The organism is Methanobrevibacter sp., from assembly GCF_045611865.1.
Taxonomy (GTDB): domain Archaea; phylum Methanobacteriota; class Methanobacteria; order Methanobacteriales; family Methanobacteriaceae; genus Methanocatella.
In genome coordinates this window covers 1-13360 of record NZ_JAZKXX010000001.1, presented here as the reverse complement: position 1 = coordinate 13360, position 13360 = coordinate 1, and the positions used below count along the sequence as shown (strand labels likewise).

The following is a 13360-nucleotide window of genomic DNA, read 5'->3' as shown; positions in this document are numbered from 1 at the left end:
CGTTCTGCATATTCATGTTTGGTCATCATTTTGTCTACAATCTTAGCACATAATGATTCAATGTCTACAGTAGAATCTTTAGCAACGGTTTCGAGAACTTCGCTAATAGCTTCCGGGTTCCTAGACATATGAACACCTTTTTGATCATTTGGTAAATCTACAAATGCATCAAATGTAGGTAATAGAATTATAGGTCTTTTATTAGTTCTTTCTAGTTGTAATAATTTTTTAACTCCGGTTACGCCCACTCTAGTTAATTTAATAGGTATGCTCGGAGCATCGTCTTGAGTATCGGGTAAGCAAATTGCCAATTTAATAACCTCGAATTATTTGATTAAATAGTTATATTTAAGTTTCTTTTCATTTATATACTTTAAAAAATATATGCGAGGTGTATAATATTACCTTAGTTTGGAATATCTTTTTTACAATTTATTTAAGAAAAAGAGTAATTCATTGAACATTGTAAAAATTAATTAAAAATAAAGTAAATTTAAAGCAGTTTAAAAATATAGAAACTGCTTTTTTAATAAGAAATTTATAAGATATTTGAAGATCCCATATCTTCTTTAATTACATCTAAAACAGTTTGAGTATAGGTTCTTTCTATAATTGGGTCTTTTAATAACTCTTTAATAAATGCATTTAATTCGTTGGTGTTTCTGAACTTAGCAATTAAAAAGGCATCGTATTCTCCAGTAACATCATAAATTCCTACAACATTTTTATTAAAGAAAGTTTTTTCTTCCCAATTTTTGAGTTTTCCACCTTTTACTCTTACTCCAATAATAGTGGTTAAAACAAAGCCTAGTTTTTCATGGTCAATAACAGGTGAGAATTTTTTGATTACGCCAGATTTTACCATTTTGTCGATACGATTGTGAACTGTACCTACAGAAACATCTAAACTGCGAGAAATTTGTCTGTAGGAAGTTCTTACATCTTCATTGATAATTTTAAGGATGTTAATATCAGTATCATCTAATTTTATAACATTGTCTTTTGTTTTTACCATATTTTGTATCTCCCTTTATTAATTTAATAAACTCGGATAAACCGAGTTATCCTATACAATATAGTTAAATTTTTATATTATTTAAAAGTTTTTGTATTTTTTTCAATTTTTAATCATATTTTTGTTAAATTTATTTAATTGGAATATTTTTTATACTTAATTTTTTCTAATTTTTAATTAAAAATTAGAGTAATAACACATAACCTCAATTATATTTAATAAATTGAAAAAAAGTTGGAAATTTTATTAAGATTTAATTTATAATGATAATTTTTATTCATTTAATCTTAATAATATATTTTGAATATCTTTAATATTCGCATCAGTTTTCATACCTAATGGATTGTAATGTGTTTTAATTGCAATGAATCCTTCTTTTTTGATTTCATTAAAAATCAAATCTAGTTTTGGAGCACTGATTTTTAAAGATTTACAAATTGCATGAACATCAAAAAATGTTGCAGGGGCTTCTGCTTCTAAAAGACAACTATTCAATAGTTTCAAAGCTTGTTTTTCAGTATTAATTTTTTTATGTTCTGTCTGTTCAATCATCTTTTCAATAAATTCTTTATTTTGGACATCTCCTAACCATAAAGGTCCGGCATGTATCAGTCTCTCACCACAAATTGGGCAGGTTTCTTCAATTGGACTAGCTAATCCGAGACTTGTTTGCCTATGTAAACAATTTTTACAATGGCTGATGTAACCAATATTTTTCAATGATTCATCAGTCTTTTTAGGACCTTTTTTAACTTCAATATATAATCTCATATAGTGTTCTGTACTGTGAGACATTTTGACTTCAATAAATTTACCATATTTTGATAAAGTGAGTGCGACAAAACCAGCCAATATTCGAATACCTGTTTCATGACAATATTCGCTTTTATAAGGTTTTGAATTGTATTTGCGGATGCATGGCTCAGGATATGTTCCACATAATGCGGAGGTGTCAGTTGCAGTAACACACAATAGGGAGTTTCTTCGAGCACAATAACCTGCAGAGTCTAAAAATGGGGAAGGGGTTCCAAATGGATCAATGTCAATGACATCAAATTCTCCTCTTTTCATTCTCAAAAACATGCTGGCGTCATGTTGAAATACTTCGATATCGCTTAAATTATTTAATTCGATGTTGTGTTTTTCATAATAATTTGCTGTTTCACTTATGTCATTTATGCAAACGGTTCCAACACCAGTAATCTCGTTTTTATAGCGAACACCGCGAATTCCACTGCCTCCAAATAAATCACAAATGTTTATTTCTCTTGATTGTTCTTCTTGAAATACTTGGATAGCAAGTATTGATAAGTCTCTATTTAATTCCATATGTGGGTTGTAAAAGACAGGTGCATCAGAGGAAACTTTTTCATATTCTGGAAATTCAATTTTTGTCAATCCCTCTTCAATACTTATAATTTTATAGTCATCCATTAATTCTCACTCTTAAATCTTTTAATTAATAAGTAATGTTTTAAATATTATTAGATTTAAACATTATTATAGGTATTTTAATTTATTTTAAAAAATTGGTGATAAATGTGTCAGAAATTATAGTTCCTATTGCAAAACCAATAATTGGAGAAGAAGAAATTGAAAATGTAGTTGATGTTCTAAAATCAGGAATGATTGCTCAAGGCCCTAAAGTCGAAGAATTCGAACAAAAATTCGCCGATTGGGTTGGAGCAAAATATGGTATTGCTGTGAACTCCGGAACAGCAGCATTGCATGTTGCATTGCTTTCATGTGGCGTAGGTGAAGGTGATGAAGTTATTACAACTCCATTTACATTTATTGCAAGTGGAAACTCAATTTTATATACTGGAGCTAAACCAGTTTTTGCAGACATTGATTTAAAAACTTATACAATTAATCCAGACTCTATTGAAGAGTTAATAACAGAAAATACAAAAGCTATTTTGCCTGTTCAGTTATATGGACAATCTGCAAACATGGATAGAATCAATGAAATTGCAGAAAAACATGGTTTGATTGTCATTGAAGATGCAGCACAAGCTCACGGTGCAACTTGCAATGGGGAAAAAGTTGGTAGTATGGGAGATATGTCTTGTTTTAGTTTTTACCCAACAAAGAACATGACAACTTCTGAAGGTGGAATAATAACTACTGATGATGAGGAATTAGCTGAAAACGCAAAAATATTCAGAGCACACGGAGCTAGTGTGAGATATCACCATGATGCAATAGGATATAACTTTAGAATGACAGATATCTCCGCAGCAATAGGTCTTGCACAATTAGATAAAATAGATGAATTTAATGATAAAAGAATAGAAAATGCAGCTTATCTAAATGAAGGTTTAAAAGATGTGGATGGGGTAATTACTCCATATTGTGCATACGGCTCAAAACATGTATATCATCAATACACAATCCGTGTTGAAAAAGGAAATCGTGATGATTGGGTTGACATAATTAACGAATGTGGTGTCGGAACTGGTATTCACTATCCAATTCCATTATACAATCAACCAATTTATAAATCATTAGATATTGAAGGAAATTGTCCAAATGCTGAACTTGCAGCAGATAATGTCATTTCCCTTCCAGTGCATCCATCTTTGACAAAAGAAGATTTGGATTTAGTAATTGAAGCAGTCAAAACTGCTTCTGATAAGTTAGATTAATTTCTAACTTTTTTTCATTTTAACATTTCATTAACAGTGTCAACTTTTGCATCTAAGGTTCTATTTTCAAGATCTCTTCGATCATCTATTTTTATCACGGTATAAACTCTACCTATTCCTAGTTTAAAAATAGCTTCTTGTGCGGTAGCTATTGCTTCATAAAGTTCTTTTAAATTATCTGCTTCTATTTGTGTTCCCATTCCTGTTAGTTGGTAGTTAAGTCCGGAATCTTTAATTGATTGGACAGCAGCAGTTACATAATCTTTACATTCGGTTGTTTCAGTTCCCACGGGTAAAATTGCAAAATCACATGTTATCATTTTTTCACCTCTAAAATTATTTATTTGTCTTTTTATAAATTAATTTATTAATGGTAAAACTAAACAAAGATGAATTTAATGAGCATATTTTTAGAAGAATTAACACTTTAATTTCTGATTATGAATTGATTAAGAAAGGGGAATTAATAGCTGTTGCATTATCCGGCGGTAAGGATAGTGTCCTGACACTGCATGCTTTAAAGAATTATCAGGAATATCTCGATTTTGATTTGGTGGCAATTAGTGTAGATGAGGGAATTGAAGGGTATAGAGGACACGGAATCGATTCAGCCATCAATAATGCTAATGATTTGGGTGTAGAATTGGTTCAAAAGTCATTTAAACAGGAGGAAGGATTTTGTTTAGATGATATCTATAAAGATTTTAAAAGTGCATGTATTCCTTGTGGTGTTTTCAGAAGAAATATTTTAAATAAGACTGCTTATGAACTAGAGGCTAATAAAATTGCCACAGGACACAATCTTGATGATGAAATTCAATCGTTTTTAATGAGTTTTGCAAGAGGGGATACTATTAAATTTTCCAAATTCGGCCCAGAACTTGATGTAATTCATCCAAAATTAATTCCAAGAATTAAACCATTATGGAATACTCCCGAAAAAGAAGTTGGCATGTGGGCGGTATTGAATAACATTGATATCCATTTAGATGAATGCCCTTATTCTCATTTGTCTTTAAGGGCTAAAATTAAAGAATTTTTAAATGTTAATGAAGATAAATATCTTGGCATAAAAAATAATGTGATGGAATCCTTTAAAAAGATTTTAACTTTTGAAAATGATATTTCCACAAGCCTCAATGAATGTGAAGTGTGTGGTGAACCTACTTCATCAAATATTTGTAAGGCCTGTGAATTGAAAGAATTAATTTCTAAAAATAGCGAAGGCCATATAAGCTATAAAACAAGCAACTAATATTGCGCCCTCTTTTTTATCAAATTTATCTTGTGTTTTACCAAATATAAAGCATAATATGGTCACTATGACCATGAACACTACATCAATAAGCATGCTTGAGTTTAAAGGTATTGCACTTATTGCACTACTTGCTCCAAGTACAAATAAAATATTGAATATGTTTGACCCTATTACATTACCTATAACCAGCTGATTTTCTCCTTTCTTTAAAGCAGTCAATGAAGTCACAAGTTCAGGTAAAGAGGTACCAATTGCCACAATAGTCAAACCTACCAATGTTTCACTCATTCCAAATGCAATTGCTATAGCTGAAGCACTGTCAACAACTAAATCTCCACCGATTATGATTCCCGCAAGACCAATAACTATAAAGAGGATACTTTTTGGAGTGGATAATTTAGGTTTTTCAACTATGTTTGCATCCTTTGATTTTCTAGTACTATAAATGAGATAACCAATGTAAGCCACCATTATTGCAAGTAAAATTATTCCCTCAATATTTAAAATATCCCAGCCAATCACTATGAATGCTGCGAATAAAATAGTAATGCCGACAAGGAATGGTAAATCTTTCTCAAGAGTGGTTTTTTCCATCAATAGTTCATTAAGTAATGCGGATAAACCGATAACCATTAATAGATTGAACATATTACTTCCAATAACATTACTCACTGCCATTGCATTGCTACCAGTTATTGAAGATGTAATAGAAACGGCTGCTTCAGGAGCACTTGTTCCAAGAGCTACAATAGTCAGACCAACTATTATTGTCGGTATTTTTAGTAATGAAGCAATGCTGCTTGCCCCATCAACAAATAAATCAGAACCTTTAATTAAAAAGAAAAAACCTATTAGCAATAAAACAATTTGTATTATTATTGTAGCATCCATATTCATTCCTCACTTTCTTCGGGTCCCAAATCAGTCACAAGGACTTTATCAATCTGGTGTCCGTCAATGTCGATAATTTCGAAGATAAATCTTCCACATTCATATTTGTCTTCTTCATCAGGTATTGTACCGCTTATACTTAAAATAAATCCTGCTAATGTTGTATAATTATCTTCTTCTTCGTCAGGTAATGCTTCTTTAAAGTCAAATAATTTTTTGAATTTGTCGATAGGATATCTACCATCAATTAACCAAGTGCCGTCAAGTCTTTGGATAGCTTGGGGCTCGTCTTCTTCATCGATACCAGGAATGTCTCCAACAATTCCTTCAAGCAAATCATTTAATGTGATTAATCCTTCAACACTTCCGAATTCATCGACAACTAAAGACATATGGACATATTCTTGATTTTCTTTAAATTCTTTTAATAATTCTAATGTTTCCAGATGTTCAGACACCACTAAGGGTTCTTTTACAATTTTATGTATGTCAAATTCATCTTCACGAAACATTGCTGAAAGTATATCTTTTGCTTGAACAACACCTATGAAATCATCTAACTCGCCATAGGCAATTGGAAAAATTGATCTTTTACTTTCAATGATTTTAACTTTATTAATGTCCTTTTCATCTTCCAAATCAATCCAAATGATTTCATTTCTAGGAGTCATTATGGTTTCAACTTTCTGATCATCAAGTTTGAAAACTCTTTTGATAATGTCTTCCTCTTCTTTTTCAATTGTTCCGTCTTCTCTTCCTTCTTTAATCATCAATTCAATTTCTTCTTCTGTAACTGCATCGTCACTTTTATTTTCTATTCTCATTAACCATAAAAGAAAGCTGCTGGATTTTGCGAGTATGAAACTAACTGGTTTTGAAATTTTGGATAGGATAAGCATACTTTTTGCAACTTTAAGAGAAATTTCTTCAGGATTATTCAGTGCAATTACTTTAGGAACAATTTCTCCAATAACTAATGTTAGATAAGTAGTTACAATAACAACAATAGCTACACTAATCGGTTGACTATAAGGTATAAAAGAAATATATTTTGAAAGGGGTTCAGCCAATGTTACTCCACCAAAAGCCCCAGTTAAAACGCCAATAAGTGAAATTCCAATTTGAACTGTAGATAAAAATTCATTTGGATCTTCTAGTAAATCAAAAACAATTTGTGCGTTTTTGTTTCCTTCTTCTAAGTATTTTTGCATTTTTGCTTTTCTAACAGATACAACGGCGAGTTCTGCCATTGATAAGTATCCTGTAAGTATTATTAAAATTAATATTATAATTATTTCAAATATCGTCCCAATCATTTTTAACAAACCATTAAAACTTATAGTTCACTGGCCCGTTTAAAGTCAGTGTTTCCATATATTTTATCTTGCATTTCCTGAACGGCAAGTGATGCATCTTCTCTTGTAGCTACTTTTTTAAAGATTCTCCTTTCTTTAACTTTTAGGGTTTTTCCACAAACGCATTTGCGTGTAGCAACTCCTTCTTTTGCATATAGTGCACGTCCACAGTCGCAACGAATTATAAAATACATGATAGATTTTCCATTAAAAATTATAGTAATAATATTATTATCAATATATTATTTAAAATTTTCACTTCACAAACCGAAAACTTTCATAATTAATGGAATGAAAACTTTTGACGGCAAAATTACTAGTGTAGCAATACTGACTCCTAAATTAGTCCCAATTACTACTAATAATATTCTAAATATATTATTATTCCATAAATCTCTAAAACTTTCGATTTCAGCCAAATTTTTAACATCGCTTTGTCTAACTTTTCTAAATTTAGCTTCAGTTAGACCTGAAAACCATCCCGCAGCAAGCAATGGGTGAATAATTGTTAATGGTGCAACTAATCCTCCAACAATTGCTGATTGGATTTTTGAACCTGAAAGGATAGATCCAATAAATCCCATAATCATACTAATTACAATGAAATCATATATGTTCCAAGAGATGTTTATCCCATTAAAATATGCCAGAAAAAATATCACAACAAATAAAATAGGAATTAATGCCAAAATTATTTTCGCCCAAGGAATGCCCTTCTTGTCATCAATCACTTCTAAATCTCTTAAATTAGGTATTGTTTCTGGATTGTCCAAGTATTTTTCAATACCGGGTTTGTGCCCTGCCCCAACCACTGCAATAACATGGTCTTGAGGTATTTGCATAATTTTTCCTGCAAGATACGCGTCTCTTTCATGCACTAGGACTTCATGAACACTTGGGGCTTCATCTTTAAACATTTCCATTAATTCGTCAATGTTTTCCGGATTTTTTAAATCTTCTATGTCAATTTCTTCTTCATCATCTCCAAATCCAAAAACTGATGCAACAAGTCCGAATAGGAATTTTGATTTTTCAATAAAACCCATTTTATTCAATGCTCTTTGTAATGTTGTTCCAATTTCCCTATCGATTAAAGCGATTGGTATTTCTAAATCTTGGCTTGCTTCAATAGCACCAACCATTTCAGCACCGGGTTTCACATCAACATCTGCACCGATTTTTGATTGGAAATAACTTAATAATGTTGTTGTAATAAATAGTGATACTTTATTTTCTTTAATTATTTTTGTAACGGATATTGTTTCATCTTCTTCAATACCCATCATCTGTTTTTTTAATTTTATGTATCTTCCTTTGTCAAGTTCAATAGCAACTACGTCAGGGTGTTGTTCGTAAATTGCATCTTTAACTTCATTGACACTTTCTTCAGATACATGAGCTGTACCTATTATAGTTAAACATTCTCTTCTCATTAAAAAAACACTTCTTTGTAAATTAATATTATCTAATATTTTGAAATTTTAATATATAAATTTAATCTTTAATTAGTTTTAGTTCGTTGTTTTTATATATGGCAACATTTTCACTGATATTTTTCATGCAACATAGCTCAACATCATCTTCATGTCCAAGCTCAATTAATCGTTTTGATGTTCTGGATTTTATAAAAGCTTCTTTTAATAGGTTAAAATCTCTACTTGCTAAAATTGCTGCTTTAGCATATTCACTTAATTCATAATCCTCTAAGTTTTCACAAATCCAATATAATATTTCTCCAGATCCTAAAAAGTCTTCAATTGCAAATTGCCCCTTTACTCCAGCCATAACAACATCTATATGTTCGCTAGCAATTTGGCTGCCTTTACATCCGATAGCTTTTGCATTTACCAAACTTCCAACAAGAGCAGTTGGAGCCATATTTTCAAGTATTCGAGTTCCATTAGTGGTTGTTAATATAAGAGTGTCTTCATCGCTTTCATAGTCTTTTAGGGCAGTTGGTGAATTTCCGACATCAAAACCTTCCATTTGTTTTCCATTTCGCTCCCCTGCAAGAACGCCTCCGACTTCATCTTTTAGTTTAAAAGCTTCTTCGGCAGTAAAACATGGTATAATTCTATCAAAGCTATTTAAAGCAAGTATAATTGTAGTGCTGGCTCTTAAGGCATCAACCATTATTGAAATGTCATTGCTTACACTTTTCTCAAAACTCAAAGTCACTTTCATAAGTTAATTTATATTCTAGGATAATATATAAGTTAATCATGAGAATTATCACAACACCTATGTGTGAAGAAATTGTAAAATTGGCAGGCGTTTCTGATTATGTTGTAAATAAACATCCTGATGAAGAAGAGGGGGATTTGGCAATTTTGCTTTCTGAAAGTAAAGTTAAAATGGACTGTCTACCTATTAAACTCAATACTCCTTCACAGATTTTTGACAGCATTAAAGAAGTTTCAAGAATAACTTCAAATGAATTGTCTGATGAGGAAATATTGTCTTTTTTTGAGGAATATGAACTTTGTAAAAAATATCTAAATTCCACTTTTAAAAGAGATATAAACGTTAAAGTTTACTCTGAATTTTTAAAAGATATGGTTTTGGATATGGGATTCAATATTGTGTCTAATGACTTTGATTATGTGATTTATCCGGATTATTTAAGAGATCAAGTCACAAAAAATGAAAATTTAGTTGAAATCCCATCACATGGAGGTATTTCCAAAAATCCCTTTGAAAGAATTGAAGTTAGATATGCCATTTTAGAAAAACTTTAATTAATATGTAAATTATAAATAAAATATACTAATAATTGCATTTTTAAGAGTTGTTAATATGTATGAAACATTAACATTTAATGGTGGAGTTCACAAAAGTGAAGAAATAAAAGAGTTAATTGAAGATTTAGGAGGATTTATTCTTCAAGAAAGTATTCAGCAAATGGAATTAGTATTGAATGTGGCTGTTCCTATTGAAGACATTGATAAAATTGAAGCAAAATCCAAAGAACTATTGGCTAAGCTATCAATAGCTCCTATGGCTGGTTCTGAAATAGCTATTGTTTCACCAACTCTTGCAAGACACCATTTGCCTCATGCTGCATGTGATATCTCAGAGTATTTACGGGAATATGGTGCAAAGGACAACATGATTGGTCTTGCTAGGGGGGATGGAAAAGGTACTTCAGGAATTACCGAAGAAGAAAAAAGCTTAATCGAAGAGCATGATTTGGCTGTTTTTGCATTAGGTAGTTTTGAAAACTGTATCAAAGAAAAAGCTTTCTTATATGATACTATTGATATTCCAGTTATTGTAACTGGAGCCCCCGAAATTGATGTGGAAGACCTTCCAGGTGCAGATGCATATGTCGGTGGATTAGGCAGAATCCCAAGAAGACTTAGAAGAGGTCCAGATATACGTGCTTTAGATAAGTTAGTTGAAACTATTGAGCAAATTTTAAATGATAAAAAACATGAAATGACTCTTGATCCTCCATTAGTGCCATCTATTGTTGTAAAAAATGCAATTGAAAATCAAGTTCGTGAAATCAAAGATGTAATTTCTCCAGCTCCACTTACCACTCAATTAGATGGTGTTCGCGTAAAATTAGATTATGATAAATATGCCGACACAATTGCTAATGTAGAAATTGAGGGTAAAAAATTATCTGAAATTGCTGAGATTAAAAAATCATTCATGTATGATTATATTTTGGTTAAAATTAATAGTGAGAGTTCTCTTGTAGAGGATTCAAACTAATTCTTTTTTTTTTAGTTTATTATTCTCATTCCGAAGAAATTAATTGCATCCACAAGGTCATTAAACTGTTCCAGTTCTCTTTCTATAACATTTTCATCTGTTAAATCAATACTTAACTCTCCATCTACAGATAAGGTGTCTGGTCCACGGCCAACAAGTCTGTCAACACCATCAGCACTTAAAATTCTCTCAGCATCAATCTGGTGAACAAATGACCTTCCAGGGATGATTACTGCAGATTTTATTTCACTTAAATCAAGATTTTCCAAATCTTCTTTTGTAATTAAACATGCTATTTCTTTTTCACAGGCTACAACATTAACGCTATCAACTTCTAATTTATTAAATATTTTAGAAATGAAAGGTTCTGCAATTTTAGAAGTAATAATTGTCGCTTCACCGGTGACTGGTTTAATAAACTGTAAAAATACTTCATTTTCATCTTTTGCAATTGCAAATGGTCCTCCTGTTTCAGGATCGCACAATGGGGTTCCACTAACTCTAAAACTGTATTCTTTGTTAATTTGTTTTACAAGTTCTGCAAACTCTTCAACTGGTTGGGATTCGTGATTTTTGAGGATTGGTTCATTTCCCAATATCAATCCTTCATTAAATGTATTTGCAAACCTCATCAAAAGCATACCTTTTGCACCCCATTCTTCTAGAGAATTACAGGTTTGGCGCAGTACATCTCCATCATTAACGCCTGGTATTATAACTGCAGCTCCAGTTAATTTAATATTTTCACAAAATATTTGGCATGCTTTTAGAGCTTCTTCAGGACTTGGATCTTTAACCCATTCTTTTCTAAGTTTTGGGTCTGATGAAAAAATAGTAAATGAAACTTCTTCAACATTATTGTTGATTAGTCTTGAAGCTATTGAACTATCAGTTATTCCTTTTCCACAAGTGTAACTTAAACGTGATTTAATGGAGTATTGGTTTAAATTGGCGGTTAGGCTTTCAAGGTGCGGATAACAACTTATATCTCCACCACCACTAATGTCTGCAATAATGTCTCCTCGCCCCATGCTCATCATTAAAGCACTTTGGACTTCATTCATTACTTGAAATGGTGGTTTAAATGCGCCTTGAGTTTCACTTACACCTTTGCTACATCTTTCACATCCAATTTTGTTAGGTAAGCAGTGAGCACAGCCAAAACTTTTAATTTCTTTTACCTTTCTAAAGTAACAGTATTTACAAAAACCATTACAATCTTTTCCAGGTATTCCTCCAACATCTGCTACAACTTGCATATGTTCAATATTTTTTATTTCATTTTATTTATAAGTAGAGCATATTTTTTTGACTTACTTTTTGTATTACTTTTTGTAATATTTATTACTTAGAACTTCAAAAGTAATAATTTTTAAATGTGGTTTGTTTAGTCAATATATCATTAATTTAATTTTGTTTATCATAAAAATAGTTTTAATTTTTTTTAAATAATTTTTAATAGATTTTAACTTGAAATTTTATTAAATATGCATTTTAAACAAAGATAAAAAGTATTACTTTTACTGGTATTTTTCTTAAGAAATTTTTGTTTTATTATACTTTATAAACTTTTCTAAAAGTTTCCATAGGTAATCTTTATATTATATCTTTAATAAAATAAAATTTGTATACCATATGGCTGGCTATTGCAAAAAACTTGCTTTGTAGCTTTACTCAATTTGGTAAGAAAAATTTACCATTGAAGTGGTATATTAGTTAAACTCTATTTATTTAGGAGGGAAAAAATGGCAAAGTTTGATGATAAAATCGATTTATTCGATGATAGAGGCAATGAAATTGCATCTGGCGTACCAATCGAAGCTATCAGTCCACTCAGAAACCCTGCAATCCAAAAAATTGTTAAAGGTGTTAAAAGAACCGTTGCAGTAAACTTAGAAGGACTTGAAAAATCTGTAAAAACAGCATCTGTTGGTGGAGACAAATCTAGAATTTTAGGAAGAGAATTAGATCTCGCTATTGTTGACAACGCAGAAGCAATCGCAGACAAAATGAAAGGTATTATTCAAGTTGCTGACGGCGATGATACTGTTGTAGAACCTATTTCCGGAGGAAAAAGGTTATTAGTACAAGTACCAACCAGAAGAATCGATGTTGGTGCAGAATACTCTGCAGCTCCATTATCAACCGCTTCAGCTTTAGTACAATCTGTTATTGACATTTGTGATGTTGACATTTACGATGCAAACTTCGTAAAAGCTGCAGTATTAGGTAGATACCCACAATCTGTAGACTACAAAGGTTCTAACATTGCAACCATGTTAGACATTCCACAAAAACTCGAAGGTGCAGGTTATGGTTTAAGAAATGTAAAAGCAAACGACTTCGCTGCTGCTACATTGAAAAACACTTTCCAAGCTACCGCATTAGCTGCTATTTTCGAACAAACTGCTATGTTTGAAATGGCTGATGCTTTAGGTGCATTCGAAAGATTACACTTATTAGGTTTAGCTTA

14 protein-coding genes and 1 pseudogene are annotated in these 13360 nt (G+C 31.3%); 5 read left to right on the top strand and 10 right to left on the bottom strand.

Annotation, left to right across the window (positions count from 1 at the left end; translation table 11 throughout):
- From ACKI32_RS00075 to ACKI32_RS00065, 3 genes are all read right to left on the bottom strand, one after another.
- Nucleotides 1–311 (bottom strand): GTP cyclohydrolase, FolE2/MptA family (locus tag ACKI32_RS00075; RefSeq protein WP_407412642.1); only part of this gene is annotated, 311 nt, incomplete at its 3' end.
- Nucleotides 312–538: 227 nt separating this feature from the next.
- Entirely contained in the window at nt 539–1015 is a 477-nt protein-coding gene (locus tag ACKI32_RS00070) for an Lrp/AsnC family transcriptional regulator (protein ID WP_067044706.1), read from the bottom strand.
- Between the two features lie 273 nt (nt 1016–1288).
- Nucleotides 1289–2449, bottom strand: a complete 1161-nt coding sequence (locus ACKI32_RS00065; protein WP_407412641.1) for a tRNA (guanine(10)-N(2))-dimethyltransferase — start codon at nt 2447–2449, stop codon at nt 1289–1291.
- A 107-nt stretch (nt 2450–2556) separates the two neighbouring features.
- On the opposite strand from ACKI32_RS00065, the gene ACKI32_RS00060 reads away from it, so the two are divergent.
- Entirely contained in the window at nt 2557–3663 is a 1107-nt protein-coding gene (locus ACKI32_RS00060; protein WP_407412640.1) for a DegT/DnrJ/EryC1/StrS family aminotransferase, read from the top strand.
- 14 nt (nt 3664–3677) lie between these two features.
- On the opposite strand, the gene ACKI32_RS00055 is transcribed toward ACKI32_RS00060, so the two are convergent.
- Nucleotides 3678–3983 carry an MTH1187 family thiamine-binding protein gene (locus ACKI32_RS00055; RefSeq protein ID WP_407412639.1) on the bottom strand — a complete coding sequence of 102 codons (306 nt, stop codon included), beginning with the start codon at nt 3981–3983 and terminating at the stop codon, nt 3678–3680.
- Nucleotides 3984–4033: 50 nt separating this feature from the next.
- On the opposite strand from ACKI32_RS00055, the gene ACKI32_RS00050 reads away from it, so the two are divergent.
- Nucleotides 4034–4918: a TIGR00269 family protein gene (locus ACKI32_RS00050; protein ID WP_407412638.1), complete on the top strand. Its 885-nt coding sequence runs from the start codon at nt 4034–4036 to the stop codon at nt 4916–4918.
- Here the strand turns inward: ACKI32_RS00050 and ACKI32_RS00045 are convergent.
- The 5 genes from ACKI32_RS00045 to comB form a co-directional block, all read right to left on the bottom strand.
- Nucleotides 4868–5812 (bottom strand): calcium/sodium antiporter, encoded by a 945-nt coding sequence (locus ACKI32_RS00045; RefSeq protein WP_407412637.1) that lies wholly within the window; start codon nt 5810–5812, stop codon nt 4868–4870. The genes ACKI32_RS00050 and ACKI32_RS00045 overlap by 51 nt on opposite strands.
- A gap of 2 nt (nt 5813–5814) precedes the next feature.
- Nucleotides 5815–7128 (bottom strand): hemolysin family protein, encoded by a 1314-nt coding sequence (locus ACKI32_RS00040; protein WP_407412636.1) that lies wholly within the window; start codon nt 7126–7128, stop codon nt 5815–5817.
- 20 nt (nt 7129–7148) lie between these two features.
- Nucleotides 7149–7361: a DUF1922 domain-containing protein gene (locus ACKI32_RS00035; RefSeq protein WP_407412635.1), complete on the bottom strand. Its 213-nt coding sequence runs from the start codon at nt 7359–7361 to the stop codon at nt 7149–7151.
- Nucleotides 7362–7427: 66 nt separating this feature from the next.
- Nucleotides 7428–8600, bottom strand: a complete 1173-nt coding sequence (locus tag ACKI32_RS00030) for a TraB/GumN family protein (RefSeq protein ID WP_407412634.1) — start codon at nt 8598–8600, stop codon at nt 7428–7430.
- 61 nt (nt 8601–8661) lie between these two features.
- Nucleotides 8662–9351 carry a 2-phosphosulfolactate phosphatase gene (gene comB, locus ACKI32_RS00025; RefSeq protein ID WP_407412633.1) on the bottom strand — a complete coding sequence of 230 codons (690 nt, stop codon included), beginning with the start codon at nt 9349–9351 and terminating at the stop codon, nt 8662–8664.
- A 38-nt stretch (nt 9352–9389) separates the two neighbouring features.
- Here comB and ACKI32_RS00020 point away from each other — a divergent pair, with 38 nt between their 5' ends.
- Both ACKI32_RS00020 and ACKI32_RS00015 read left to right on the top strand, forming a co-directional pair.
- Nucleotides 9390–9905 carry a hypothetical protein gene (locus tag ACKI32_RS00020; protein ID WP_407412632.1) on the top strand — a complete coding sequence of 172 codons (516 nt, stop codon included), beginning with the start codon at nt 9390–9392 and terminating at the stop codon, nt 9903–9905.
- A 58-nt stretch (nt 9906–9963) separates the two neighbouring features.
- Nucleotides 9964–10887, top strand: a complete 924-nt coding sequence (locus ACKI32_RS00015; RefSeq protein WP_407412631.1) for a methanogenesis marker 7 protein — start codon at nt 9964–9966, stop codon at nt 10885–10887.
- An 11-nt stretch (nt 10888–10898) separates the two neighbouring features.
- On the opposite strand, the gene mmp10 is transcribed toward ACKI32_RS00015, so the two are convergent.
- Nucleotides 10899–12146 (bottom strand): methyl coenzyme M reductase-arginine methyltransferase Mmp10, encoded by a 1248-nt coding sequence (mmp10, locus tag ACKI32_RS00010; protein ID WP_407412630.1) that lies wholly within the window; start codon nt 12144–12146, stop codon nt 10899–10901.
- A gap of 486 nt (nt 12147–12632) precedes the next feature.
- Between mmp10 and ACKI32_RS00005 the strand changes: the two are divergent.
- Nucleotides 12633–13360: pseudogene (locus ACKI32_RS00005) on the top strand (methyl-coenzyme M reductase subunit beta); the annotation flags it as partial.

Excerpts from the sequence above, each read along its gene's own strand:
- ACKI32_RS00070 (WP_067044706.1), bottom strand. The coding sequence starts at position 1,015 with ATGGTAAAAACAAAAGACAATGTTATAAAATTAGATGATACTGATATT.
- ACKI32_RS00065 (WP_407412641.1), bottom strand. The coding sequence starts at position 2,449 with ATGGATGACTATAAAATTATAAGTATTGAAGAGGGATTGACAAAAATT.
- ACKI32_RS00055 (WP_407412639.1), bottom strand. The coding sequence starts at position 3,983 with ATGATAACATGTGATTTTGCAATTTTACCCGTGGGAACTGAAACAACC.
- ACKI32_RS00050 (WP_407412638.1), top strand. The coding sequence starts at position 4,034 with ATGGTAAAACTAAACAAAGATGAATTTAATGAGCATATTTTTAGAAGA.
- ACKI32_RS00045 (WP_407412637.1), bottom strand. The coding sequence starts at position 5,812 with ATGGATGCTACAATAATAATACAAATTGTTTTATTGCTAATAGGTTTT.
- ACKI32_RS00040 (WP_407412636.1), bottom strand. The coding sequence starts at position 7,128 with ATGATTGGGACGATATTTGAAATAATTATAATATTAATTTTAATAATA.
- ACKI32_RS00035 (WP_407412635.1), bottom strand. The coding sequence starts at position 7,361 with ATGTATTTTATAATTCGTTGCGACTGTGGACGTGCACTATATGCAAAA.
- ACKI32_RS00030 (WP_407412634.1), bottom strand. The coding sequence starts at position 8,600 with ATGAGAAGAGAATGTTTAACTATAATAGGTACAGCTCATGTATCTGAA.
- comB (WP_407412633.1), bottom strand. The coding sequence starts at position 9,351 with ATGAAAGTGACTTTGAGTTTTGAGAAAAGTGTAAGCAATGACATTTCA.
- ACKI32_RS00020 (WP_407412632.1), top strand. The coding sequence starts at position 9,390 with ATGAGAATTATCACAACACCTATGTGTGAAGAAATTGTAAAATTGGCA.
- ACKI32_RS00015 (WP_407412631.1), top strand. The coding sequence starts at position 9,964 with ATGTATGAAACATTAACATTTAATGGTGGAGTTCACAAAAGTGAAGAA.
- mmp10 (WP_407412630.1), bottom strand. The coding sequence starts at position 12,146 with ATGCAAGTTGTAGCAGATGTTGGAGGAATACCTGGAAAAGATTGTAAT.